16 protein-coding genes are annotated in these 22058 nt (G+C 67.2%); 7 read left to right on the top strand and 9 right to left on the bottom strand.

Annotated features, from left to right (window positions below):
• Window positions 1-138 precede the first annotated feature (138 nt).
• Window positions 139-1161, bottom strand: a complete 1023-nt coding sequence (locus ACNKW1_RS04620; protein WP_418363428.1) for a cation diffusion facilitator family transporter — start codon at window positions 1159-1161, stop codon at window positions 139-141.
• 182 nt (window positions 1162-1343) lie between these two features.
• Between ACNKW1_RS04620 and dsrO the strand changes: the two genes are divergently transcribed.
• From dsrO to ACNKW1_RS04605, 3 genes are read left to right on the top strand one after another with little or no spacing between them, the layout of a single operon-like run.
• Window positions 1344-2126 (top strand): sulfate reduction electron transfer complex DsrMKJOP subunit DsrO, encoded by a 783-nt coding sequence (gene dsrO / locus ACNKW1_RS04615; RefSeq protein WP_418363427.1) that lies wholly within the window; start codon window positions 1344-1346, stop codon window positions 2124-2126.
• A gap of 22 nt (window positions 2127-2148) precedes the next feature.
• A complete protein-coding gene (nrfD, locus tag ACNKW1_RS04610) occupies window positions 2149-3246 on the top strand; it encodes an NrfD/PsrC family molybdoenzyme membrane anchor subunit (RefSeq protein WP_418363426.1) in 1098 nt (365 codons plus the stop codon).
• A gap of 25 nt (window positions 3247-3271) precedes the next feature.
• Window positions 3272-6367, top strand: a complete 3096-nt coding sequence (locus ACNKW1_RS04605) for a molybdopterin dinucleotide binding domain-containing protein (RefSeq protein ID WP_418363425.1) — start codon at window positions 3272-3274, stop codon at window positions 6365-6367.
• Between the two features lie 6 nt (window positions 6368-6373).
• Here the strand turns inward: ACNKW1_RS04605 and ACNKW1_RS04600 are convergent, their stop codons facing one another.
• The 3 genes from ACNKW1_RS04600 to ACNKW1_RS04590 all read right to left on the bottom strand — a co-directional run bounded on the left by ACNKW1_RS04600 (window position 6374) and on the right by ACNKW1_RS04590 (window position 10322).
• Window positions 6374-7003, bottom strand: a complete 630-nt coding sequence (locus tag ACNKW1_RS04600; protein WP_418363424.1) for a response regulator transcription factor — start codon at window positions 7001-7003, stop codon at window positions 6374-6376.
• A 9-nt stretch (window positions 7004-7012) separates the two neighbouring features.
• The gene (locus ACNKW1_RS04595; RefSeq protein ID WP_418363423.1) at window positions 7013-8884 is read right to left on the bottom strand and encodes a sensor histidine kinase; all 1872 of its coding nucleotides are present in this window, start codon (window positions 8882-8884) and stop codon (window positions 7013-7015) included.
• A 121-nt stretch (window positions 8885-9005) separates the two neighbouring features.
• Window positions 9006-10322 carry a methyl-accepting chemotaxis protein gene (locus ACNKW1_RS04590; RefSeq protein WP_418363422.1) on the bottom strand — a complete coding sequence of 439 codons (1317 nt, stop codon included), beginning with the start codon at window positions 10320-10322 and terminating at the stop codon, window positions 9006-9008.
• Between the two features lie 127 nt (window positions 10323-10449).
• Here ACNKW1_RS04590 and ACNKW1_RS04585 point away from each other — a divergent pair, with 127 nt between their 5' ends.
• A complete protein-coding gene (locus ACNKW1_RS04585; RefSeq protein ID WP_418363421.1) occupies window positions 10450-11334 on the top strand; it encodes an endonuclease/exonuclease/phosphatase family protein in 885 nt (294 codons plus the stop codon).
• Here ACNKW1_RS04585 and ACNKW1_RS04580 read toward each other — a convergent pair.
• The 5 genes from ACNKW1_RS04580 to ACNKW1_RS04560 form a co-directional block, all read right to left on the bottom strand.
• Window positions 11313-12095: an alpha/beta fold hydrolase gene (locus ACNKW1_RS04580; protein WP_418363420.1), complete on the bottom strand. Its 783-nt coding sequence runs from the start codon at window positions 12093-12095 to the stop codon at window positions 11313-11315. The genes ACNKW1_RS04585 and ACNKW1_RS04580 overlap by 22 nt on opposite strands.
• 21 nt (window positions 12096-12116) lie before the next feature.
• Window positions 12117-14834 (bottom strand): EAL domain-containing protein, encoded by a 2718-nt coding sequence (locus ACNKW1_RS04575; RefSeq protein WP_418363419.1) that lies wholly within the window; start codon window positions 14832-14834, stop codon window positions 12117-12119.
• On the bottom strand, window positions 14831-15208 hold the full coding sequence (locus ACNKW1_RS04570) for a response regulator (protein ID WP_418363418.1): 378 nt from the start codon (window positions 15206-15208) through the stop codon (window positions 14831-14833). Before ACNKW1_RS04570 ends, ACNKW1_RS04575 begins: the two co-directional genes overlap by 4 nt.
• Window positions 15205-17022, bottom strand: coding sequence for an ATP-binding protein (locus ACNKW1_RS04565; RefSeq protein WP_418363417.1), 1818 nt, complete (start codon window positions 17020-17022; stop codon window positions 15205-15207). Before ACNKW1_RS04565 ends, ACNKW1_RS04570 begins: the two co-directional genes overlap by 4 nt.
• A 206-nt stretch (window positions 17023-17228) precedes the next feature.
• Window positions 17229-17444, bottom strand: coding sequence for a YdcH family protein (locus tag ACNKW1_RS04560; protein ID WP_418363416.1), 216 nt, complete (start codon window positions 17442-17444; stop codon window positions 17229-17231).
• Between the two features lie 197 nt (window positions 17445-17641).
• Between ACNKW1_RS04560 and greB the strand changes: the two genes are divergently transcribed.
• The 3 genes from greB to htpG all read left to right on the top strand — a co-directional run bounded on the left by greB (window position 17642) and on the right by htpG (window position 22028).
• Entirely contained in the window at window positions 17642-18196 is a 555-nt protein-coding gene (gene greB, locus ACNKW1_RS04555; protein ID WP_418363415.1) for a transcription elongation factor GreB, read from the top strand.
• A gap of 161 nt (window positions 18197-18357) precedes the next feature.
• Window positions 18358-19989, top strand: coding sequence for a methyl-accepting chemotaxis protein (locus ACNKW1_RS04550; RefSeq protein ID WP_418363414.1), 1632 nt, complete (start codon window positions 18358-18360; stop codon window positions 19987-19989).
• A 95-nt stretch (window positions 19990-20084) separates the two neighbouring features.
• Window positions 20085-22028 (top strand): molecular chaperone HtpG, encoded by a 1944-nt coding sequence (gene htpG / locus ACNKW1_RS04545; protein ID WP_418363413.1) that lies wholly within the window; start codon window positions 20085-20087, stop codon window positions 22026-22028.
• The last annotated feature ends 30 nt before the right edge of the window (window positions 22029-22058 follow it).

Genomic DNA, 22058 nt, shown 5'->3' with positions numbered 1-22058 from the left:
CGTGGAAACGGACGAAAGAATAGCGCGTAAGCGTGAGTAGTGCAAAAAAATAAAAACGTTCATAAACAATGAGTTATACGTTTTACTTGTGTTTTCAATGTTTTGCACGCACTAGATCTAGTAGCTCTTGAAGAGGGGCTATTTGCTCGAAAACCCAGTATTCATGCGGGTTTCGGAGGCAGCGCGCGGCACGAAAAGCAAGGGGTATGCAGGGGGTAGTTCGGGTTGGAGCGTGACGTGTTCGATGCTGAAGCGCTCGCGCAGCAAGGTCTGCAGGGCCGCAAGTGCCTCGGGCCAATGTACGGCGGCGTCGAGCACGACGTGCGCGGAGAGCGCGGTGCGGTGCGAGTCCAGGCTCCAGATGTGCAGGTCGTGCACCGAGCGCACCCGCGGCACGGCTGCCATCGCCTGCCCGACCTCGGGCAGCGACAGCCGCTCGGGAACGCCTTCGAGCAGCGTGTTGAGCACCTGGCGCAGCAGGGACAGCGTGGAAAACAGGATCAGACCGCAGATCAGCATGGTCAGTAGCGGGTCGATCGGGGTCCAGCCGGTGTAGAGGATCACGATGCCCGAAGCGAGCGCGGCGACGGAGCCGAGCAGATCGCCTACGACATGGAGCAGCGCGCCGCGGGTGTTCAAGTCGCCTTCGCCGCGGGTGAGCAGCCAGGCCACGACGAGGTTCAGCACCAGCCCGCCGATCGCCACCAGGATCACTGCCTCGCCCGCCACCGCGCGCGGTGTCAGCAGGCGCTCGACCGCATGCCATACCAGGCCGCCAACCACAGCGAGCATGAAGAACGCGTTGACCAGCGCAGCGAGCGCCTCCACCCGGCGCAGGCCGTAGGAATGGCGCACGCTCGGCGCGCGCAGGGCGACGCGCGCGGCGAGCGCGGCCAGCCCGAGCGACATCGCGTCGGTGAGCATGTGCCCCGCGTCGCCCAACAGCGCGAGCGAGCCCGACCACCATCCCGCGACGGCCTCGACCGCTGCAAAGCCCAGCGTGAGTGCGAGTGCCAGTGGCAGGAAGCGGCTTGCCGAGTGGTCGTGGTGGTGGTGGCCTTGCGGTCCATGGCTGTGACCGTCATGAACGCCGCCATGCTGATGGTGGGCGGGGTGCTCTTCGGACTCTTGGTCGGGACCGTGCCCGGGGTGGGTAGGCATCGTTGCGCGCTCTCGAGGGAAAACCTGGCCGATTATGCCCCTCCCGCGGCTACGCCGGCATTGCGGGCGGCGGTCGGCACAATAGGTAAAACCATCTAGCCCCCTGCCTCATCTCCCCAATTTCTGTAGGGGTATCGAAAGCCTAGAGTGGCACCCACGCCAATGGCTCGTGGAGTACTTCAATGAACAAGGCTTTCCCGTCCCCCAATCCCGCTGCCTGTGCCGGCCCGGCACCGGTCTCGGTCTCGCGCCGCAACTTCCTGCGCGGCGTGCCCGTCGTCACGGCCGCCGCGGCGATGGCGCCGGCGCCAGCGATCGCCGCCACCGGCAAGCAGCAGTGGGCGATGTTGATCGACGTGCGCAAGTGCATCGGCTGCCAGGCCTGCACGGTGTCCTGCATCCAGGAAAACGCGGTGCCCGAGGGCAGCTTCCGCACCGTGGTGTCGACCTACAGCGTCAAGCTCACCGACAGCGCCCAGCCCGCCGGCACCTACGTGCTGCCGCGCCTGTGCAACCACTGCGACAACCCGCCGTGCATCCCGGTGTGCCCGGTGAGCGCCACCTACAAGCGCGAGGACGGCATCGTCGCGGTCGATGGCGACCGCTGCGTGGGCTGCGCCTACTGCGTGCAGGCCTGCCCCTACGACGCGCGCTTCATCAACCACGAGACCAACAAGGCCGACAAGTGCACCTTCTGCGCCCACCGCGTGGATGCCGGCCTGCTGCCCGCCTGTGTCGAAACCTGCGTCGGCGGCGCGCGCATCTTCGGCGACGTCAACGACGCCGAGGGCGAGCTCGCCCGCCGGCTCAAGGAAGCGCAGCCGCAGCTCAAGGTCCTCAAGCCCGAGCTCGAGACCGCGCCGCGGGTGTTCTACATCGGCCTGGACGAGCGCTTCACCGGCAAGGTCGAGGGCCAGGGCACGCTGTGGAAGCCCCGCAACCTGCATTCCACGGCCCACGGCTGACCTGCACGCGAGGAGATCGAACATGAACCCGAACATCGTCGAAACCATCAACGTTGCGCGCGAAGTCGCGTGGCTGCCGTGGGCGGTGCAGTACTTCTTCCTCATCGGCCTGTCCTATGGCGCTTTTCTGCTGTCGCTGCCGGGCATCGTCTTCCGCCGTCCGGGCTGGGCGGGCATCTCGCGCCTGGCGCTGCTCGGCGCGCTGGTGTGCGGCCTGGCCGCGCCGGTGGCGCTGCTCGCCGACCTGCACCAGCCGGGCCGCTTCTGGCACTTCTATGCGTACTTCACCCCGACCTCGTGGATGTCCTGGGGGGCGTTTTTCATCCCGGTGTATCTTGGTGGCCTGATGGTGTACGCCTGGCTGGCCTTGCGCCCGGAGCTGGCGCGCCACGCCGCGAGCGGCGGCAAGCTGGCCGGGCTGGCGGGCGTGCTCGCCTACGGCGGCCACGAAAGCCGTGGCGCGTTGAAGGCCGCGGCCCTGCTCGCCGGCCTCGGCGCCGTGCTGGTCGCGCTCTATACCGGCGCCGAGGTCGCGGTGGTGCAGGCCCGTCCGCTGTGGAATACGCCGCTGCTGCCGCTGCAGTTCGCCGTCACCGCCTTTGCCGGTGCCGTGGGCCTGGCCCTGCTGTTCAACCGTTTCGGCCCGCGTGACGCGACCGCGAACCGTCGCATGGCCGGCGTGCTGGCCGCGAGCCAGGTGGCGGCGCTGGCGGTGGGGGCGCTGTGGCTGGCGCTGGGCCTGAGCGGGATCTCGCCGGTCCATGCCCAGGCCCTGGCCGAAGTCGGCCCCTCGGCCAACTGGCAGCTCTCCGCGGCGTGGGCAGTGGCTGCCACCGTGCTCACCCTGGTGCTGGCGTGGAAGTGGCCGGGCTCGGGACTGCTGATCGGCCTGCTCGCCCTGCATTCGGCGTGGATGATGCGCTGGTCCATCTTCATCGGCGGCCAGGAAGTGCCCAAGACCGGCGCCGGCTACTACAGCTATTCGCTCCCGCTCGGCCCCGAGGGCCTGATGGGCATCGTCGGCACCGCCGGGCTGTGGGTCTTCCTCTTCGTCCTCATCACCACCTTGCTGCCGCTCGATCGCCTCGCGGCCGGTTCCCCCGACAAGGCCGGCGCCTGAGCGCCCGCGACCAAGGAGAAGCATCATGAAAATCGAACGTCGTGAAATCATCGCCGCCGGTGGCCTGGCCGCCTTTGCCGCCGGCTTCTCGCAGACCCTGGGCCGCATGGTGTCCAACTTCACCGGCCCCGAGGACAAGAAGATCGCCGAAGGCCGCCACATCCACGGCCGCTCGGCCGAACCGGAATACAGCGTCGATCCGGTGACCGGCGAATTCACCCCCAACCCCAATCAGCAGGTCAGCTACACCGCCTGCCTCGGCTGCACCACGCAGTGTGGCGTGCGCGTGCGGGTGGACAAGACCAGCGGCCAGGTCATCCGCGTGGTCGGCAACCCCTACAGCCCGCTGTCGACCGAGCCCCACCTGCCGATGAAGGTGTCGGTGAAGGAGAGCCTGATCGCCCTGTCGCGCTTCCAGGACCAGGGCCTGGCCGGGCGCTCGACCGCCTGCGGGCGCGGCAATGCGGCGATGGACCAGATGAACTCGCCCTTCCGTGTGCTGACGCCGCTGAAGCGCGTCGGTCCGCGCAACGCAGGCCAGTGGCAGCCGATCTCCTTCGAGCAATTGGTGAAGGAGGTGGTCGAGGGCGGCGACCTGTTCGGCGAGGGCCACGTCGAGGGCCTGGCCGCGCTGCGCGACCTCGAGACCCCGATCGACCCCGAGGCGCCCGAGCTCGGCAAGCGGGTGAATCAGGTGGGCGTGCTCACCAGCGTCAATGACGGCCGCGAAAACTTCAGCCGCCGCTTCTGGAACCAGTCCTTCGGCACGCTCAATCACGTCGGCCACGGCTCGTACTGTGGCGGCGCCTACCGCTCCGGCTCGGGCGCGCTGTTCGGCGATCTCAAGAAGATGCCGCACGCCAAGCCCGATCTGTCGAACGCCGAGTTCGTGCTTTTCATCGGTACCGCGCCGGGCAACGCCGGCAACCCGTTCAAGATCTTCGGTTCCAAGCTCGCCAAGGGCCGCGCCGCGGGGCGGCTGGACTACGTGGTGGTCGATCCGGTGCTGAACAATTCGAACAACCTTGCCGCCGCTGATCATGGGCGCTGGGTGCCGATCCGCCCGGGTTCCGACGGCGCGCTGGTGATGGGCATGATGCGCTGGATGTTCGACAACGATAAGGTCAATGCCGCCTACCTCGCGTGGCCCAACCTCAAGGCCGCGCAAACCGCCGGCGAGCCGTCCTTCACCAACGCCGGCTGGCTGGTGATCGCCGAGGAAGGGCATCCGCGCCAGGGCCGCTTCGTGCGCGGCTCGGACATCGGCATGGAAGTCGCCGCCGAGGACAGGTACAAGGACACCGACCCGTATGTGATCGCCACCGCCAGCGGCGAACTGGTCGCGGCTGAGACCGCAATGGTGCCGGCCGTGCTCGAAGCCACGCGGGTGATCGAGCTCGGCGGCAAGCCGGTGACGGTGAAGACGCCCTTCGAGCTGCTGCGCGAATCTGCGCGCCGCTTCGCGCTGGCGGAGTATTCCGCTGCCTGCGGTATTCCGGAAGCAGTCATCGCCGGGCTGGCCGAGGAGTTCACCCGCCACGGCCGCAAGGCGAGCGCGGTGGCGCATGGCGGCATGATGGCCGGCAACGGCTTCAATAACGCCTATGCGGTGGTCACGCTCAACGCGCTGATCGGCAACCTCAACTGGAAGGGGGGCTTCATCGTCAATGGCGGTGGTTTCAAGGACAACGGCGCCGGCCCGCGCTACGACCTCGCCGGCTTCCCCGGCCAGGTCAAGCCCGCTGGCACGCCGATCGGGCGCAACGTGCCCTACGAGCGCTCGAGCGAGTTCAAGCGCCGCCAGGCCGAGGGCAAGCCCTATCCGGCCACCGACGCCTGGTTCCCCAACGCGCCGGGCCTCGGCACCGAGTGGTTCACCGGCGCGCTGCGCGGCTACCCCTACACGCTCAAGGCGCTGGTGCTGTGGAGCTGCAACCCGCTCTACGGCATCCCCGGCATCCGCCCGCTGATCGAGGACGGCCTCAAGGATCCGAAGAAGCTGCCGCTCATCATCGCGGTCGACCCGCTGATCAACGAGAGCAACGCCTTCGCCGACTACATCGTGCCCGACTCGATCATGTACGAGAGCTGGGGCTTCCCGGCGCCGTGGGCGGGCATCCCTACCAAGGCCACGACCGCGCGCTGGCCGGTGGTCGAGCCCAAGGCCGCGACCACCGCCGATGGCCAGCGCATCGGCATGGAGACCTTCTACATCGCGCTCGCCAAGGCCATGGGCCTGCCCGGCTTCGGCGCCGACGCGATCGCCGACATGGACGGCAAGCGCTACCCGCTCGATCGCGCCGAAGACTGGTATCTGCGTGGCGCGGCCAACATCGCCTTCGCTGGCAAGGCGCCGGTGGGTGACGCCACCGACGAGGACATGGCACTCACCGGGGTCGAGCGCATCCGTCCGCTGATGGAGGCTACGCTGAAGCCCGAGGAGTGGCGCAAGGCGGCGATGATCTTCACCCGCGGCGGGCGCTACCAGGGCGCTGGCGAGGCGCAGGATGCCGCGCACCCCGAGTGGCAGACCAACCGCTTCAACAAGCCGCTGTGGGTGTGGAACGAGCTCATCGGCACCGCGCGCAACACCATGACCGGCCAGCGCAGCAGCGGCTGCGCGACCTGGATGCCGCCGTCCTTCTTCGACGGCACGCCGATGCGCGAGATCCACACCGAAGCCGACTGGCCGCTGCAGGTGGTGAGCTACAAGTCTGCGCTGCAGAACTCCTACAGCATCGCCACCCGCATCACCGGCCTGCATCCGGACAACCCGGTGATCGTGCATCCGGCCGACGCCGGAAAGCTCGGTCTTGCCACCGGCGACACTGCGCGCATCCGCACCCCGGGCGGCGCGGCCGAGTGCACCGTGATCGTGCATGAGGGCGTGATGCAGGGCGTGATGGCGATCGAGCACGGCTACGGCCACCGCGAGCTGGGCGCGCGTGCGCACCGCCTCGGCGATCAGATGCAGCCCGATCGCCCGGACTTGCGCGCCGGCATCAACCTCAACGACCTCGGACTCACCGACCCGACCCGTGGCGACAAGGTCATCTGGGTCGATTCGGTGTCCGGGACCGCAGTGCGCCAGGGCCTGCCGGCGCGGCTCGAGCGGGTGTGAGCGCCTTCAGTCCAGCGCCGCCGGGTTCGCGCGCAGCATCAGGCGCGCGAGCTCGGCGGCGCTGCCGACCCCGGTCTTCTCCATGACGTGATGACGGTGCACATGCACTGTCTTTTCGCTGATGTCGAGTTCACGTCCGACCAGCTTGTTGGGCAAGCCCAGCGCGACCAATCGCGCCACTTCCATTTCACGCGGTGAAAGGCGTTCGAGCAGGGACTTCGCCTCCTCTGCGCGTGCCATCTGCTCGCGCGCCTCGCAGCCGAGCTTGACCGCGCGCCCGACGGCGTCGATCAGCGCCTGATCCTTGAACGGTTTCTCCAGGAAGTCGCAGGCGCCGTTCTTCATCGCCTGCACCGCCAGCTCGACGTCGCCATGGCCGGTGATGAACACGATCGGTGCCTGCCAGCCGCGCTGGCGCAGCTGCTGCTGCAGTTCCAGCCCGCTCATCATCGGCATGCGGATGTCGAGCACCAGGCAGGCGGTGGCGCCGGGTTCGGGTGTTGCGGCGAGAAAGTCCTCTGCCGACGCATGGCTGGCTACGGTCCAGCCCATGGACTCGAGCAGGAACACCAGCGAGCGGCGAAAAGCGTCGTCGTCGTCGATGACGTGGATCAGGAGGTCTTCGGGTACGGTCATGGTCGGATCTTATGCGCTGGGGGCCTCGATGGACGCCGCTCCATGCGCGGACGGGGAGAGCGGAAGGCTGAGGATGAAGGTCGCGCCGACGGCGCCCAGGGCCGTGTCCGCGGATGCGTTGGCAGGGTCGTGCGGGGGGGCGTCGGGCGCGGTGTCTGTCGCGGTGTCGCTGGTCGCCACCGCGAGCCGCCCGCCGTGCGCCTCGGCGATGCTGCGGCAGATCGACAGGCCCAGTCCCAGACCGTCGGCCTTGGTGGTGAAGAAGGATTCGAACAGCTGCGCGCGCGCAGTCTCGTCCAGCCCGCTGCCGTAGTCGCGCACCCGGATGTGCAGGCTGCCCGCAGCCGTCTCGAGCCGGATGTCGATGCGCTGGCGCTCGGCCGGCAGCCCGCGGCTGGCGTCCCAGGCGTTCTTGAGCAGGTTGAGCAGCACCTGCTGGATCTGCAGGCGATCCACCTCGATGTGCAGGCCGGGTGGCAGGGCGTCGTCGACCGCGACCGGCGGCGCGTGCGCGAGCATGCCACGGAAAAGGGTGACGGCCTCGTCGACCAGCTCGCGCGGGGCCACCTCCTCGCGGCTTGCGGTGCGCTTGCGTGCGAAGGTGCGGATGCGGCCGAGGATGCCGGCGGCGCGCTCGGCCTGGCCGGCGATCTCGCCCGCGGCCTCGCGCACCGCGGCTTCGGTCAGGCGCTGGTTGTCGGCGCGGCGCACCAGGCTGTTGGCGTAGTTGGCGATCGCGGCCAGCGGCTGGTTGAGTTCGTGCGCGAGCGTGCCCGAGAGCTCGCCCAACACCGAGAGGCGCGACAGGTGTTCGGCCTGCTCCTGTGCGCCGCGCATGCGCGCTTCCATCGCCTCGCGTGCAGCGAGTGCATCGCGCAGTGCGGCGGTACGTGTCTGGACGAGATATTCGACCCGCACCGTGTACAGAATCCAGCCCAGGATCAGCAGCGCGAAACCGCCCACCCAGGGCCAGTAGCGTTCGGCCAGCACCATCAGCGTGGGCGCGCGAAGGTAGGCGTAGGGGCCGATCTCGAGGCGGCGAAAGAGCGCGTGTACCGACTGGTAATCGGCCGGTACCGACCAGGCGAGGCCGTCTCGCTCGGCGCGCATGCCCAGCAGCGCAATGGCGACCGTGCGCGACAGCTCGGGCGGGGTATGGCGCAGCGCGGCGAGCGGCCAGTCTGGGTAGAGCGGCGTCGAGGTCGCACACGGGAAGCCCGCTTCGTCGCGCGGTGAGAGCACGCGGAAGCGCGCTGCCCAGTCGGGGTGCTGCTCCAGCAGGCAGCTTCGCAGTACGCCTGCATCCGCCAGGCCGGCGTCGATCGCGTCGACCACGCCGCCCATCGGGAAGCCGACTTCATGCAGTGCGGCCAGATCCACTTCGGGTTCGATGCCGAGCGCATCGAGCTCGCCCCATACCAGCTGATATCCACCGAAGCCGCCGCGTCCGACGATTGCGAGCCGGCGCCCGCGCAGATCCTCCAGGCCTTGCAGCGTGCTGGCTTGGGGCACGATCACCGCCGAGCCGAGCGCGCGCTGCGGCGGGCGCTCGCCGCCGACGTCCAGGGTGAGGATGCGGCTTGCCCCGAGCGAGGCCTCTAGTTCGACGTAGTGGCCCGGGTTCGTGATGACGAAGTCGAGCTCGCCCCGCTGCGCGGCTTCGCGCAGTCCCGCGTGGTCGAGCTGGTGCAACTCGGGCGTGAAGCCCGGCAAGGTCGCTTGCAGCCGGCGCAGGACCGGCGTCCATTCTTCCACTGCCGCGTCCGCCCCCAGGAAGGCCAGGACGCCGACGCGCACCGGTTTGCCCGGGGAGGTGGCGCTGGAAAGTGCGCTTGCAGCAAGCGCCAGCGCGGCGAGGAAGAAACGGATCAGTGGCGGCATCCGCACAAAATTCGCCCTTTATGGCGTGCGCGTCAAGCTCGGGCGCAAGGGCTCGGATGCTGCTGCGCCGGGAGGTGTGCGCCCGTCTTGGTGTTTTGGGCGCGGGCCTCCGGGCCTGGGCTTAGCGCTGCAACAGCTCGGAGAACCCCTCGACCGCGCTCACCACCTCCATCGCGCCCTTGCGGATGCCGGCGATGACGTCGCCGGCCTCGCCGGCCAGGCCGGCGCTCGAGGTGGCGCTCGCGTGCATCTCGTTGACACGGCTGATCGCCTGCCGGGTTCCATCCTGCACCATGGTGATCATGCCGGTGATCTCGGTGGTCGCGCTCGAGGTGCGCTCGGCGAGCTTGCGCACTTCGTCGGCGACCACGGCGAAGCCCCGCCCGTGCTCGCCGGCGCGGGCAGCCTCGATTGCGGCGTTCAGCGCGAGCAGGTTGGTCTGGTCGGCGATCTCGCGGATGGTGTTGACGATGGAGGTGATCTGGGCGGTCTCCTCTCCGAGCTCGCCGATGGTCCGCGCTGCCCCCTCGGCGCTGGTGGCGATGGTGCTCATCTGTGCGGTGGCGCGGGTGATGACGTTTGCGCCGCTGTCGGCGAGGTGGGCACTCTCGCGAGCGATTCGCAGCGCCTCGGTGGCCTTGTTCACTTCCTCCTCCAGCGCTTCGATGCGGGCGGTGATGTCGGAAGCGAGCTTGATGACCTTGCAGGGTTTGCCGTCGGCGCCGACCACCGGGTTGTAGTTCGCCTCGAGCCATACGTTCCGGCCGCCGTGGGCGATGCGCTGGAAGCGGCCGGCGGCGTAGTGCCCCTGGCGCAAACGTTCCCAGAAGCGGGCGTAGTCGGGCGAGTCCACGTGCTCGGCGGTGCAGAAGATGCGGTGATGGCGGCCGACGACCTCCTTGCGCGCGTAGCCCATCACGCGCAGGAAGTTCTCGTTGGCGCCGAGGATGTTGCCTTCCAGGTCGAACTCGATCATGGCCATCGAGCGCTCGATGGCGTCGAGGATGGCGCGTCGTTCGGCGCCTTCCTGCACCCGGGTGGTGACGTCGGTGGCGAGCTTGACGACGCTCACGACCTCGCGCTGCGGCCCGAGCACAGGGTTGTAGGTGGCTTCCAGCCAGACCGGGTTGCCTGCGGCGTCCTGGCGCAGGAAGCGGCCGGACACCGGCTCGCCGTTGCGCAGCCTTCGCCAGTGCTCGGCATACTCCGGTGCGGACGCCACGGCCTGGCTGCAGAACAGGCGGTGGTGCTGGCCGATGACCTGCTCGCGGCGATACTTCATCGCGGCGAGGAAGGGGTCGTTGACTGCGGTCACGATTCCACCGGGCGAGAACTCGATGCGCGCAGTCGAGCGGTCGATTGCGTCGATGAGCGCCTGCTGGTGCACGATCCGAGCAGCCTGCTCGTCGACGGTCTTCTTCAGTTTGCTATTGAACATTCGGGGTGCCGTGGAAGGGTCTGCGTCGGGAGGGGGGGGCGAGCATGAATGTACGTCGATATTCTTATCGGCCTGTTGAAGGGTATCTTTAACGCGGCATGAAAGCGTGGGGGAGTGAGCGGTGGCGATGAGGCTGTTGAGCTGGAACATACAGTGGGGCAGGGGGGCCGATGGGCGGGTGGACCTCGCGCGCACCGCAGCGGCGATCCGCGCGGCGGGCGCCTTCGACGTGATCTGCCTGCAGGAGGTGGCGAGCAATTTTCCGGGGCTGGCGGGCGGTGCGCGCGAGGATGCGCCGGCGCTGCTTGCCGCGGCCTTTCCCGAGTACGAGCCGGTGTACGGGGCGGGGATCGATCTGCCGGATGGCGAGGGGGGGCGTGCACGCTTCGGCAATCTGCTGCTGTCACGCCTGCCCGTGGGACAGATCTTCCGGCATCTGCTGCCCTCACCGGCTGATCCGGAGTACCCGGCCATGCAGCGGGTTTGCGTGGAGGCGGTGGTGCAGGCGCCCTGGGGGCCACTACGCGTGCTGACCACGCACCTCGAGTATTACTCGACCACGCAACGGCGTGCGCAGGTCGAAGCCTTGCGCGCCCTGCAGGCCGAAGCCGCTGACCTGGCCGCGCGCCCGCCCGCGGTGAAGGAATCGAATCCCTCGTTCGCGGCACCGCCCCGGCCGGCGGCCGCCGTGCTGTGCGGGGACTTCAACTGCGAGCCGGGTTCGGTGGAGCATCGGGCACTTCAGGCGCCGCTGGCGAGCCCGGAATGGGGCGGCACGCGTGCAAGCTGGCTGGATGCCTGGCCGCTCGTCCATGGCCGGACGCTCCATGCGCCCACGGTGGGCCTGCATGGCGCGGAATGGCCCGATCGTGCCTACTGTTGCGACTTCTTCTTCGTCACCACGGACCTCGCTGCTCGCGTGCGTGCGCTCGCGGTGGTGGCCGGGACGGCGGCTTCGGACCACCAGCCGGTGATGCTGACGCTGGACGATCAGCCCGCCAGCAGGGCCTGAACCACGGCGGCGGGATCCTCTTCGAGCATGCCGTGCCCGCATCCCGGCAGCACCACCAGGTGCGCGTCGCCGGTCGCTTGCAGGGCCTCGAGGAGGGGCGCGACTGCCTTCGCCGGCGTCATGCGATCGACTTCTCCGCACACCAGCAGGCTGCGGCCGACGCGCCGTCGCGCCGCAGCAAGGCCGTCCTGCCAGGCGTCGCACGCCCCGAGGTCGGAGGCGAGCACGGCCGCACCGTTGCGCTGCAGGCGCGCCAGGTTTGCGGTTTCCAGCGCTTGGCGCCGGGCGTCGCCGATCCGTTCGGCGGGGGCGAAGGAGAACTTGTTGATCAGCGCGTGGGCTTGCGGCGGGTCATTGCGTGCCGCATCGAGCACGAAGGGCGCGACCGGCATTGGCGCCAGGCTACCGATCAAAATCAGGTGGCCGACCCGGCCCGGGGCGGCGTCGGCCGCTGCGAGTGCGACCAGCGAGCCCATGCTGTGCCCGCCCAGGTCGAAAACATTCAGTCCGAGAGCATCGGCAAAGGCGAGCACCCAGTCTGCCATGGCGTCGATGCTCGGGCACGCATCGCCCCCGGAGTCGCCGTGGGCAGGCAGGTCGGGGGTGATCACGCGTCTGCCCGCCTGGGCCAGGCGCTCGGCGACGTCCTGCCAGATGCCGCGATCGTGGCCCGCGCCGTGGAGGAGGAGGAGCGGGTGGGCTGCGTTCGGCCCGAACGCGTCGTAGGCGACCGGGTGGTCGCGCACGGTGAGGGTGTGCATGCTTGGAGTCTCCGGGGGAATTCAGGTGGCGAGCAGGCGGGCCAGCGCTTCGGATTCGAGCGGGCGGTTGAAGTAATAGCCCTGCAGGAGGTCGCATCCAGCGTCCTTCAGGAATCGGGCCTGTTCTGCCGTTTCGACGCCCTCCGCGACGGTCTGCAACCGCAGGCTGCGTGCCAGGGCGATGATGCCACGGACGATCGCGGCACTGTCCCCGTCCTGCGCGGCGTCGTGCACGAAGCTGCGGTCGATCTTCAGCTGATCGAGCGGGAAGCGGCGCAGGTAGGCCAGCGAGGAGTGGCCGGTGCCGAAGTCGTCCACCGAGATGCCCACCCCGAGCGCCTTGAGGCCCGAGAGGATCTGTGCGGCTTGGGCGGCATTGCACATGACCATGCTCTCTGTGATCTCCAGCTTCAGCAGGCGTCCGGGGAGGCCTGTTTCGGCGAGACAGTCGTGGATGTGCTCGGTGAGTCCGGTGTCGTTGAACTGGCGGGCAGAGAGGTTGACCGCGACCTGCATCTCCCGTCCCATGTCGATCCAGCGGCGCGCCTCACGGCAGGCGGCGAGCATGACCCAGCGGCCGACTGCGAGGATGAGTCCGGTCTCCTCCGCGAGCGGGATGAAGTTTCCGGGGGGGATCAACCCACCGTCCGCAGCACGCATGCGAACCAGCGCTTCGGCCGCGAACAAGCTGCCCGATTGCGCCTCGTACAGCGGCTGGAAATGCAGCACGAGCTCGTTCTGCGCGATCGCGCGCCGGAGTCGAGCCTCCATCTCGAGTTTGGTGACCGCTTCCGCGTTCATGTCCGAGGTGTAGAAGCGGAAGGTGTTGCGTCCGGCGTCCTTGGCGCGATACATCGCCGCATCGGCGTCGCGAAGCAGCGCGTCGAAGTCGTCATCATCCTGCGGGAAGACGCTGGCACCGATGCTGGCCGAGATCTCGACCTCGCGGCCGTGCGCGACGATCGGCGTGCGCACCGCACGCAGGATCCGTGCTGCCACCAGGGCTGCCGTCTGGGGGCTGGCGAGGTCGGCGAGCATGACGACGAATTCGTCGCCGCCCAGGCGGGCGACGGTGTCGTGGGCGTCCACGCAGCCACGGATGCGGCGGGCGATCTCCTTCAGCATCTGGTCGCCTGCGTCATGACCGAGACCGTCGTTGATGCGCTTGAAATTGTCGAGGTCGATCAGCAGCAGGGCCAGCGCCCGCCCGTCCTGGCGCGCGAAGGCGATCGCCTGGTTGCTGCGGTCGCGCAGCAGGTTGCGGCTGGCGAGGCCGGTCACGGGGTCTTCGTTGTTCTGGCGCTCGAGCGCTTCCTCGTAGGCAATGCGCTCGGTGATGTCGTTGATGACGCCAACGCAGTGCGTCGCCCGGCCGGCCGCATCGTACACCGGGGCAACGCTGAGCTCGTTCCAGAACAGGCTGCCGTCCTTGCGGTAGTTGCGCAGCACGACCTCGACCTCGCGCCCCGACTTGATCGCCATGCGGAGCTCTGTAAGGCCGCGTTGTCCGGTGTCGCTGGCCGCGAGGAAGCGGGGGTTACGCCCGAGCGCTTCGGATGCACTGTACCCGGTGATGCGCTCGAAGGCGCGGTTCACATGAATGAGCGGGTTGTCCGGCTGGCGCGGGTCAGTGATCATGATGCCGTTGGCCGAGGCCTCGACTGCCCTGCCAAGCAGATGGGCGGTTTCTTCTGCGCGTTGGCGGCGTGCATCGCGTTCGAAGTTCTCCAGCGCGAAGGCAATGTCCGATGCCATCTCGGTGACGAGTTCGGTCATGGCGTCGTCGAAGAACCCGGCTTCTCGGGCGAACAGGGTGAAGCAGCCGTTCACCGACCCGTCCAGCTGCAACGGGACGGCGACCGCGGCCTCGACCCCTGCCTGCGCAAACGCTTCATGCAGGTGCACCAGTGCAGCGTCAGCCTGAAGGCGGTTGCAGAGATAGGTGCGTCCGGAGGCGGTTGCGATCTCCGCAGGAGTGCGCGGGGGCGGCTGCGTGGTCAGTGGCGCGAGGTGCTCGAGCCAGGGCAGGGGTGCGCCATGGTTCGCGGCCACGCGGAGTTCTTCGCTGCCGGGGGAGAGGAGGCCGATCCATGCTGCCGCCAGTCCGCCCCGTTCGACGGCGATCCGGCAGGTCGCCTGCAGCAGGTCGGCAGCATCGGCAGCGTGGACGATGGTGTGGTTGGTCGCGCTGAGCGCCGCATACAGGCGGTTCAGGCGTTCGAGACGGCACTCGGCCTGCTGCAGCTCGGCCACCCGGGCCTCGAGCTGTGCGCTGCGCTGTTCGAGCTTGCCGATCAGAACCTGGTTGTATTCCTTGAGCACGACGCTTTCATCGGTACGCGGCTTGGCTGCAGGCTGTTTGTCGGCTGCCGTGGCAGCGAGGACGTTCTCCACCGCGTGCATGAAGACGTCGGGTTCTGCAGGCTTGACGATGAAGGCGTCGGCGCCCAGGTCGAGTGCGAGCCGCTCATCGCGCGGTTCGGTGTAGGTTGCGGTGTAGACGACGAAGGGGATTGGTGCGAGGCTGGGGTCCGCTTTCCACTCGCGGAGCAGAGTATAGCCGTCCATGGCCGGCATCAGCAGATCACTGATGACCAGATCGGGTCGGTGTGTCCGGGCCGAGGCCAGCGCTGCAATGCCGTTGTCGGCCTCTTCCACTGTGAAGCCGTGCCCCTGAAGCAGTGCGCGCAACAGGTACCGGTTGTCGGTGCGGTCGTCGACGATCAGGATCTTCCTCATGCGTCGGTCTCCACGTGGTAACGCTCCACCTCTTCGGCGAAGTGTTCGGGGTCGATGGGTTTCTCGATGTAGCCCGTGCAGCCTGCGGCGAGGCATTGCTCGCGGTCGCCGGGCATGGCGTAGGAAGTCACCGCGATGATCGGAACTTCTGCGAGGCTGGGGTTTGCGCGCAGCCTGCGCGCGACTTCGTAGCCATCCATCCCGGGCAACTGGATGTCGAGCAGGATCACGGCCGGCGCGACGTCGGCAGCGACACGCAGGCCGTCGGGGCCGTCCTCGGCCTCGATCACCTCCCATCCGCGAGCGCGGAGGAGGAAGCAGGCGAGGTAGCGGTTGTGAGGGTTGTCCTCGATCAGCAGGATGCTCCGGTTCATGACTCTCTCCCGTGTGATACCGCGGCCGTGTCGAGCGGTAACGTGAGGGTGAATCGGCTGCCGTGGCCCCATTCGCTTTCGACGGTGATGTCTCCGCCCATGAGCGTTGCCAGCCGCTTGCAGATTGCCAGCCCCAGGCCCGTGCCCTCGTGCTGGCGCGAGAGCGCGCTGTCGATCTGACGGAAGGGCTGGAAGAGCAGTGGCATATCCTCGGCGCGGATTCCCATCCCCGTGTCGCGTACGGTCAGTTTCGCTACGGTGGGACCAGCGCCGGCCACGATGTGCTCGTCCCCGGCCGAAGGCGCCGGATACTCGAGCTGGAGGGTGGCGCGACCGTGCTCGGTGAACTTGATCGCGTTGGTCAGCAGATTGAGCAGGATCTGTTCGACGCGTCGCGCGTCTCCGGTCATGACGCAGGGGACGGGCGGCTTGTCGAGTTCGAGCGTGAGGCCCTTGCGTTCCGCAAGAGGACGAACGATGCCGGCCACCTTCTCGGCCGAAGCGGCAAGATCGAAGGGCGCGTGGGCGATACGCAATTCGCCCGCCTCGATCTTCGAGATGTCGAGGACGTCGTTGATCAGCGCCAGCAGGTGGCGGGCGCTGTCCCGGACCATTCCGAGCTGGTGGGCCTGTTCGTTGCTCAGGGGGCCGGCGAGCCCCTGCAGCAGGATGCCGGTGAAGCCGATGATGGAGTTGAGCGGTGTGCGCAGCTCGTGGCTCATGGTGGCGAGGAAGGCCGATTTCAGGCGGTCGGCGGACTCGGCGGCGTGCTTGGCGGTGAGCAGTTCGCGGTTGGTGTCGGCGAGCTCGGCGGTGCGCTCGGCGACGCGCTGCTCGAGCCCGTGGGCAAGGCGCGTGATCTCCTCGTTGCGTTGCGTGATCTCGCGCGTCTTCACGCGGACTTGCCGCCGCAGCATCCACACCCACAGGGCGCTTGCGATGAGCAGCCCGATCACCAGCATGGCTACTTTGACAACCCAGGCCGGAAGGGCAGTCTTCGGGCTCTCCGCCTGCACGGTCCAGCGGGCGTGGGACTGGAAGAATACCGAGTTGGGGTCGGCTTTCATCGCAAGCAGATGACGGTCGATTGTGGCCAGCAGGGAGGGGTCAGCGCCCCTCTTCATCGCGTAGAACAGGCGGGAGGGACTGAAGATGATTGCCGTGTCGACCAGACCGAACTGCGCGGCATGACGAATGCCGAAGAAGCGGTTCGTTACCGCCGCATCCGATTCCCCCGCGGCGACCGCGGCGAAGGCCTCTGCATAGCTGGGATAGGCACGCAGCGTTGCGCTCAGGCTGAACGTGGCCAGCAACTGCTGCAGTTGATCCTGTTGCACCGACCCTTCCAGCACGGCGATGCGTTTCTGCGCAAGGTCCGGCAGCGCGCGTACGCCTGCGCCCGGCAGGGTATAGATCTGATTCCAGCTCGACAGCACCGGCTCATCATGAAACAGGAATCGCATCTCGCGCTCGGCGTCGCGCGCGACGTCCGGCATCAGGTCGATCTCACCCGCTTCGAGCCGGGCCAGGCCTTCTCCCCATGATCCGGGTAGGTACTCGATCTGCCAGCCTTCACGCGCTGCGATGGCCTCGAGGATGTCGATGAAGATCCCTTCGCCGCGCCCCTCGGCGGTGATGCCAATCTTGGGACTGTTCTGGTAGAGACCCACGCGCACCGTCTGGCTTGCGTGCGCACTGCCGGTAAGGGTGGCCACACAGGCGATGAGCACCAGCAGCACCGTGTGGACGAAACCTGCTTGCCCGCGGTACGGATCGGGTGAGCTGATTTGCTGGACTGCGGGCGGAATGGCCATTGCCCTGGTCTCGGAGACATGGAACTGCTCGCCGGCACCGACAGCCCGGGAGCAGCTTACGCGTTGAGAATGGTACCCATTTTGAGCGCTGAGTTTGTGTGCGAATCGTCACGGACGATGTTTGATGGGGGCTTGCCCTGGCGTCCAAGCACCTGTCTCAATGCGCGACGATCGTGCCATCGGAACCCGGCAGGGGGAAGCATGCATCAAGCGTATTCGTCGGGGTCGAGCATGTGCTCGATCGCAGCGATGCGGTCTTTCAGTGCGAGCTTGCGTTTCTTGAAGCGCCGCAGCATGAGCTCGTCTTCGGGCGGCTGCTGCGCGAAGCGGGCGATTGCGTCGTCGAGGTCGCGGTGCTCGAGGCGAAGCTCCTCGAGTCGCGTGCGAAGGCTGGTGACCTCGTCGAATTGCTGGTTTGTCATGAATGCGCTCCCCCGATGTTTCGCGCGGCATGCTGAAGGGCGCACCCGCACCGTATTTTTTCCCAATGGTATGCGGCCCGGCCTGGGCTGACAATGCGTCGGGGATGGTTGCTGCGGGGCGGCGGGCGGCAGGTGGGTTGGCGCTAGTGCGATCCAGTCCGTACCATCCGCACTTTGGTGATCGAAGCGGGCTGAAGATGAACAAGGCCTTTGTGAAGGAGCCCGACGGGGACGAGGACGAAGAGGCGCTCGCACCGGGCTTGCGCCTGCCCGCCGGCAGCAAGAACTACATGACTCGCCGCGGCTATGACGCGCTGCGTGCCGAACTCGATCAGCTCGTGCGTTTCGAGCGCCCCAAGCTGGTCGAGACCGTGGCCTGGGCCGCGGGCAACGGGGACCGCTCGGAGAACGGGGATTACATCTACGGCAAGAAGCGGCTGCGCGAGATCGACCGCCGCATCCGCTTCCTGATCAAACGCATCGAAAACGCCGAGGTGGTCGATCCCGAGCGCCAGCAAGGCCTGGAGCAGGTGTTCTTCGGTGCCACGGTGCGCTTCTGCGACCTCGAAACCGGAGAGGAACAGACCCTGCAGATCGTGGGGGTCGATGAGGCCGACGCCTCGCAGGGGCGTATCAGCTGGATCTCTCCGCTCGCGCGTGCGGTGCTGAAGTCCAGGGCGGGGGAGGTCGTGCGCTTTCAGAGTCCGGCCGGGCCGCGTGAACTCGAGATCGTGGACATCGCCTACGTCTGAAATGCGAGCGGGATGACCACCTGCGCCTTTTATGGAGGTTTTCGCGACGGCCGTGAAGTAAATGGCTCAAGTCAGGACGATTTTCACCGATACCGGGCACAGGGGAGGTCGCCGCGGTCTGGGGTTTGGGTCGGCGTCGTTACAAGACAGGGACAAGAATCATGAGCCTTAAATCAATGTCGATCGTGCAGCGTATTTCGCTCATGGTCGTGGTCGCGATGGCCGGCCTGGCGCTGCTCACCGCGGTGGCCGTGCGCGATGAGTACCGGCAGATGGCCGAGGGCTACGAGCGCAACATCAAGAACCAGGTGGAGGTGGCGCATGGCCTGATCGCGCACTTCCACGCCCTGGAGCGCAACGGGGCGATGAGCCGCGCGAGCGCACAGGAAGCGGCCAAGGCCGCACTGCGCGCGTTGCGCTATCAGGGTAACGAGTATTTCTGGGTGAATGACAGCGGGCCGGTGATCGTGATGCACCCGATCCGCCCCGAGCTCGAGGGCAGGAATCTGTCGGAGAATCGCGATCCACAGGGCAAATACCTGTTCCGCGAGTTCGTGCGCGTCGCACACGCCGATGGCGCGGGCTTCGTCGATTACCTGTGGCCACGTCCGGGGTCCGACATGCCGCAGCCGAAGTTGTCCTACGTGAAGATGTTCGCCGAGTGGGACTGGATCGTGGGAACCGGCGTGTATGTGGACGACATCGACGCCTCGATGCGCGATGCGGCGATGAGGCTCGGCGCATTCGTGCTCGCCGTGGTCGTGATTCTGGGCTTGATCTCCTGGTGGGTGGTCCGCGGCGTGGTCTCCGCGCTCGGTGGAGAGCCGGTCTATGCGAACGAGATCATGCGCCGCGCGGCGGATGGGCATCTGGATGTCGAGGTCCGGAACCGGGCGGGGGGCGAAAGCCTGCTCGGCACGCTATCGAACATGCTCGGTCAGCTGCGCTCCATGGTCGGCGAGATCGGCCAGAGCTCAGGGCAGCTGACCCGAACTGCGCAGGATATCTCTCAGGCCTCGCGGGTGGTTTCCAGGGCATCGGCCGCGCAGACCGATGCAACCGCCTCCATCGCGGCGGCCGTCGAGCAGATGACGGTGAGCGTGGAGCACATCTCCGATGGTGCCCGCCATGCCGAGGAGAACTCCGCGGCCACGTCCGAGCTTGCACAGGAGGGCGCGGGGCGGGCGGAACGCGTCGTGACGGAGATGCGCTCGATCGCTGCCAAGGTGGGCGCTGCGGCCGAAAAGATCCAGCACCTGGTTGCACGTGCCGATGAGGTGGGTTCGATCGCGAACGTGATCAAGGAGATCGCGGGGCAGACCAACCTGCTCGCGCTCAATGCTGCGATCGAGGCCGCACGGGCCGGTGAGCAGGGACGTGGCTTTGCGGTGGTCGCGGATGAGGTGCGCGGTCTGGCTGAGCGCACGGCCTCTGCCACGGTGCAGATCGAGAAGGTGATCGAAGGCATCCAGACGGAGACCCGTGGCACGGTGGCAGCGATGGCCGAGGTTTCGGCGCAGGTGGAAGGCGGGGTTGCGCTGGTCGATGAGACCACCGAGTCGCTGCACCAGATCCGCTCGGGCGCCGGCGAGGCGCTGGAGAAGATCCGCGGCGTGGCGTTTGCCACCCGGGAGCAGAGCTCCGCGGCGACGGAGATCGCCCAGCAGGTCGAGAAGATCACCTCGATGGCGGAGAACACCTCCACCGAGATGGTCGAGATGGCGCAGCTCGCCGAACGCATGGAGCAGCTTGCCGGCGACCTCAACCAGCTCGTCGGTCGCTTCCGCTGTTGAGGACTGGCTCGCATGCGCGGGCCGGTACTTGAAAGCGCGGGCACACGCCCCCATCTGCGGCTCCGTCCTGATCAAACAGACGGAGCCGCAGTCACATGTCCGAAGTGCAGAACCCGAACAATGCATCGTCCCAGACCCTGAACTTCCAGGCCGAGGTGAAGCAACTGCTTCACCTGATGATTCACTCGCTGTACTCCAACCGCGAGATCTTCCTGCGCGAGCTCGTGTCCAACGCCTCCGACGCCTGCGACAAGCTGCGCTTCGAGGCGCTCGACAACGGCGCGCTCTATGAAGACGACGCTGAGCTGAAGATCCGCATCGGCTTTGACGCCGACGCCAAGACCATCACCATCGCCGACAACGGCATCGGCATGAGCCGCGACGAGGCCATCGCCCACCTGGGCACCATCGCCAAGTCCGGTACGCGCGAGTTCTTCGGCCAGCTCACGGGCGACCAGAAGAAGGATGCCAACCTCATCGGCCAGTTCGGCGTCGGCTTCTACTCCGCCTTCCTCGTCGCCGATCGCGTCACCGTGCTCACCCGCCGCGCCGGTCAGGCTGCCGGCGAGGGCGTGAAGTGGGAGTGCTCGATGGCCGGCGACGAAGCTGGCGCCTACACTGTGGCGCAGGTCGACAAGGCCAGCCGCGGCACCGAGATCACCCTGCATCTGCGCGAAGGCCAGGAAGACCTGCTGTCATCGTGGAAGCTGAAAAGCCTGATCCGCAAGTACTCCGATCACATCGTGCAGCCGATCGTGATGAAGAAGGAGGAATGGAGCGAGGAGCAGAAGGCGCAGGTGTTGACCGACGAGGACGAGACGGTCAACCAGGCCAACGCGCTGTGGACACGCGCCAAGAACGACATCAAGGACGACGAGTACACGGGCTTTTACAAGCACGTTGCGCACGACTTCGAGGACCCGCTGGCGTGGACCCACTCGCGCGTCGAAGGCCGCCACGAATACACCAACCTGCTCTACATCCCGAAGAACGCGCCCTTCGACCTGTGGGACCGCAGCGCCAAGCACGGCATCAAGCTGTATGTGAAGCGCGTGTTCATCATGGACGACGCCGAGAAACTGATGCCGACCTACCTGCGCTTCGTGCGCGGCGTGGTCGATTCGGCCGACCTGCCGCTCAACGTGTCGCGCGAGATCCTGCAGGAGTCCAAGGACATCGACACCATCCGCGCCGGCTGCACGAAGAAGGTGCTGACCCTGCTCGAGAGCCTGGCCAACAGCGACGAGGCCGCGGACAAGGAGAAATACACTGCGTTCTGGAAGGCATTCGGCAAGGTGCTCAAGGAAGGAGTGGGCGAGGACTTCGCCAACAAGGAGAAGATCGCTGGCCTGCTGCGCTTCGCCTCGACCCAACTCGACACGCCGGATGAGGTCGTCTCACTCGCCGACTATATCGGCCGCATGAAGGAAGGCCAGGACAAGATCTACTTTGTCACCGCCGAGACCTTCAACGCAGCGAAGAACAGCCCGCATCTCGAGGTCTTCCGCAAGAAGGGCATCGAGGTGCTGCTGCTGTCCGACCGTGTCGATGAGTGGGTGACCGGCAACCTCACCGAGTTCGACGGCAAGCCGCTGGTCTCTGTCGCCAAGGGCGGCCTGGACCTGGGTGCGCTTGAGGACGAGGCCGAGAAGAAGGAAGCTGAGAAGGCTGCCGACGAGTACAAGGAACTGCTCGACAAGATGAAGGCGAGCCTGGGCGAACGCGTCAAGGATGTGAAAGTGACCCTGCGCCTGACCGATTCGCCTGCCTGCCTGGTGGCCGACGAGCACGACCTGGGCATGAATCTGGCGCGCATCCTCAAGGCCGCGGGCCAGAGCGCACCGGATTCGAAGCCTATCCTCGAGGTCAATCCCAACCATCCGGCGGTGCTGCGCCTGAAGTACGAGGACAAGCACTTCGACGACTGGGCGGCGGTGCTGTTCGATCAGGCGCTGCTGGCCGAGGGCGGTACGCTCGATGACCCGGCGACGTTTGTGAAGCGCATCAACCAGCTGATGATGGCGATGAGCGGCAACTGAGTCGGCCTCTCCAGCGCGAGGGGAAAAAAA

Source organism: Thauera sp. WH-2 (genome assembly GCF_048321015.1).
Lineage (GTDB): Bacteria > Pseudomonadota > Gammaproteobacteria > Burkholderiales > Rhodocyclaceae > Thauera.
The sequence above is the reverse complement of the archived record's forward strand: the minus strand, read 5'-3'. Positions and strand labels throughout refer to the sequence as shown.

What these genes read in the sequence shown, in the direction of transcription:
- ACNKW1_RS04620 (WP_418363428.1), bottom strand. Translation starts at nt 1,161, where the DNA reads ATGCCTACCCACCCCGGGCACGGTCCCGACCAAGAGTCCGAAGAGCAC.
- dsrO (WP_418363427.1), top strand. Translation starts at nt 1,344, where the DNA reads ATGAACAAGGCTTTCCCGTCCCCCAATCCCGCTGCCTGTGCCGGCCCG.
- nrfD (WP_418363426.1), top strand. Translation starts at nt 2,149, where the DNA reads ATGAACCCGAACATCGTCGAAACCATCAACGTTGCGCGCGAAGTCGCG.
- ACNKW1_RS04605 (WP_418363425.1), top strand. Translation starts at nt 3,272, where the DNA reads ATGAAAATCGAACGTCGTGAAATCATCGCCGCCGGTGGCCTGGCCGCC.
- ACNKW1_RS04600 (WP_418363424.1), bottom strand. Translation starts at nt 7,003, where the DNA reads ATGACCGTACCCGAAGACCTCCTGATCCACGTCATCGACGACGACGAC.
- ACNKW1_RS04595 (WP_418363423.1), bottom strand. Translation starts at nt 8,884, where the DNA reads ATGCCGCCACTGATCCGTTTCTTCCTCGCCGCGCTGGCGCTTGCTGCA.
- ACNKW1_RS04590 (WP_418363422.1), bottom strand. Translation starts at nt 10,322, where the DNA reads ATGTTCAATAGCAAACTGAAGAAGACCGTCGACGAGCAGGCTGCTCGG.
- ACNKW1_RS04585 (WP_418363421.1), top strand. Translation starts at nt 10,450, where the DNA reads ATGAGGCTGTTGAGCTGGAACATACAGTGGGGCAGGGGGGCCGATGGG.
- ACNKW1_RS04580 (WP_418363420.1), bottom strand. Translation starts at nt 12,095, where the DNA reads ATGCACACCCTCACCGTGCGCGACCACCCGGTCGCCTACGACGCGTTC.
- ACNKW1_RS04575 (WP_418363419.1), bottom strand. Translation starts at nt 14,834, where the DNA reads ATGAGGAAGATCCTGATCGTCGACGACCGCACCGACAACCGGTACCTG.
- ACNKW1_RS04570 (WP_418363418.1), bottom strand. Translation starts at nt 15,208, where the DNA reads ATGAACCGGAGCATCCTGCTGATCGAGGACAACCCTCACAACCGCTAC.
- ACNKW1_RS04565 (WP_418363417.1), bottom strand. Translation starts at nt 17,022, where the DNA reads ATGGCCATTCCGCCCGCAGTCCAGCAAATCAGCTCACCCGATCCGTAC.
- ACNKW1_RS04560 (WP_418363416.1), bottom strand. Translation starts at nt 17,444, where the DNA reads ATGACAAACCAGCAATTCGACGAGGTCACCAGCCTTCGCACGCGACTC.
- greB (WP_418363415.1), top strand. Translation starts at nt 17,642, where the DNA reads ATGAACAAGGCCTTTGTGAAGGAGCCCGACGGGGACGAGGACGAAGAG.
- ACNKW1_RS04550 (WP_418363414.1), top strand. Translation starts at nt 18,358, where the DNA reads ATGAGCCTTAAATCAATGTCGATCGTGCAGCGTATTTCGCTCATGGTC.
- htpG (WP_418363413.1), top strand. Translation starts at nt 20,085, where the DNA reads ATGTCCGAAGTGCAGAACCCGAACAATGCATCGTCCCAGACCCTGAAC.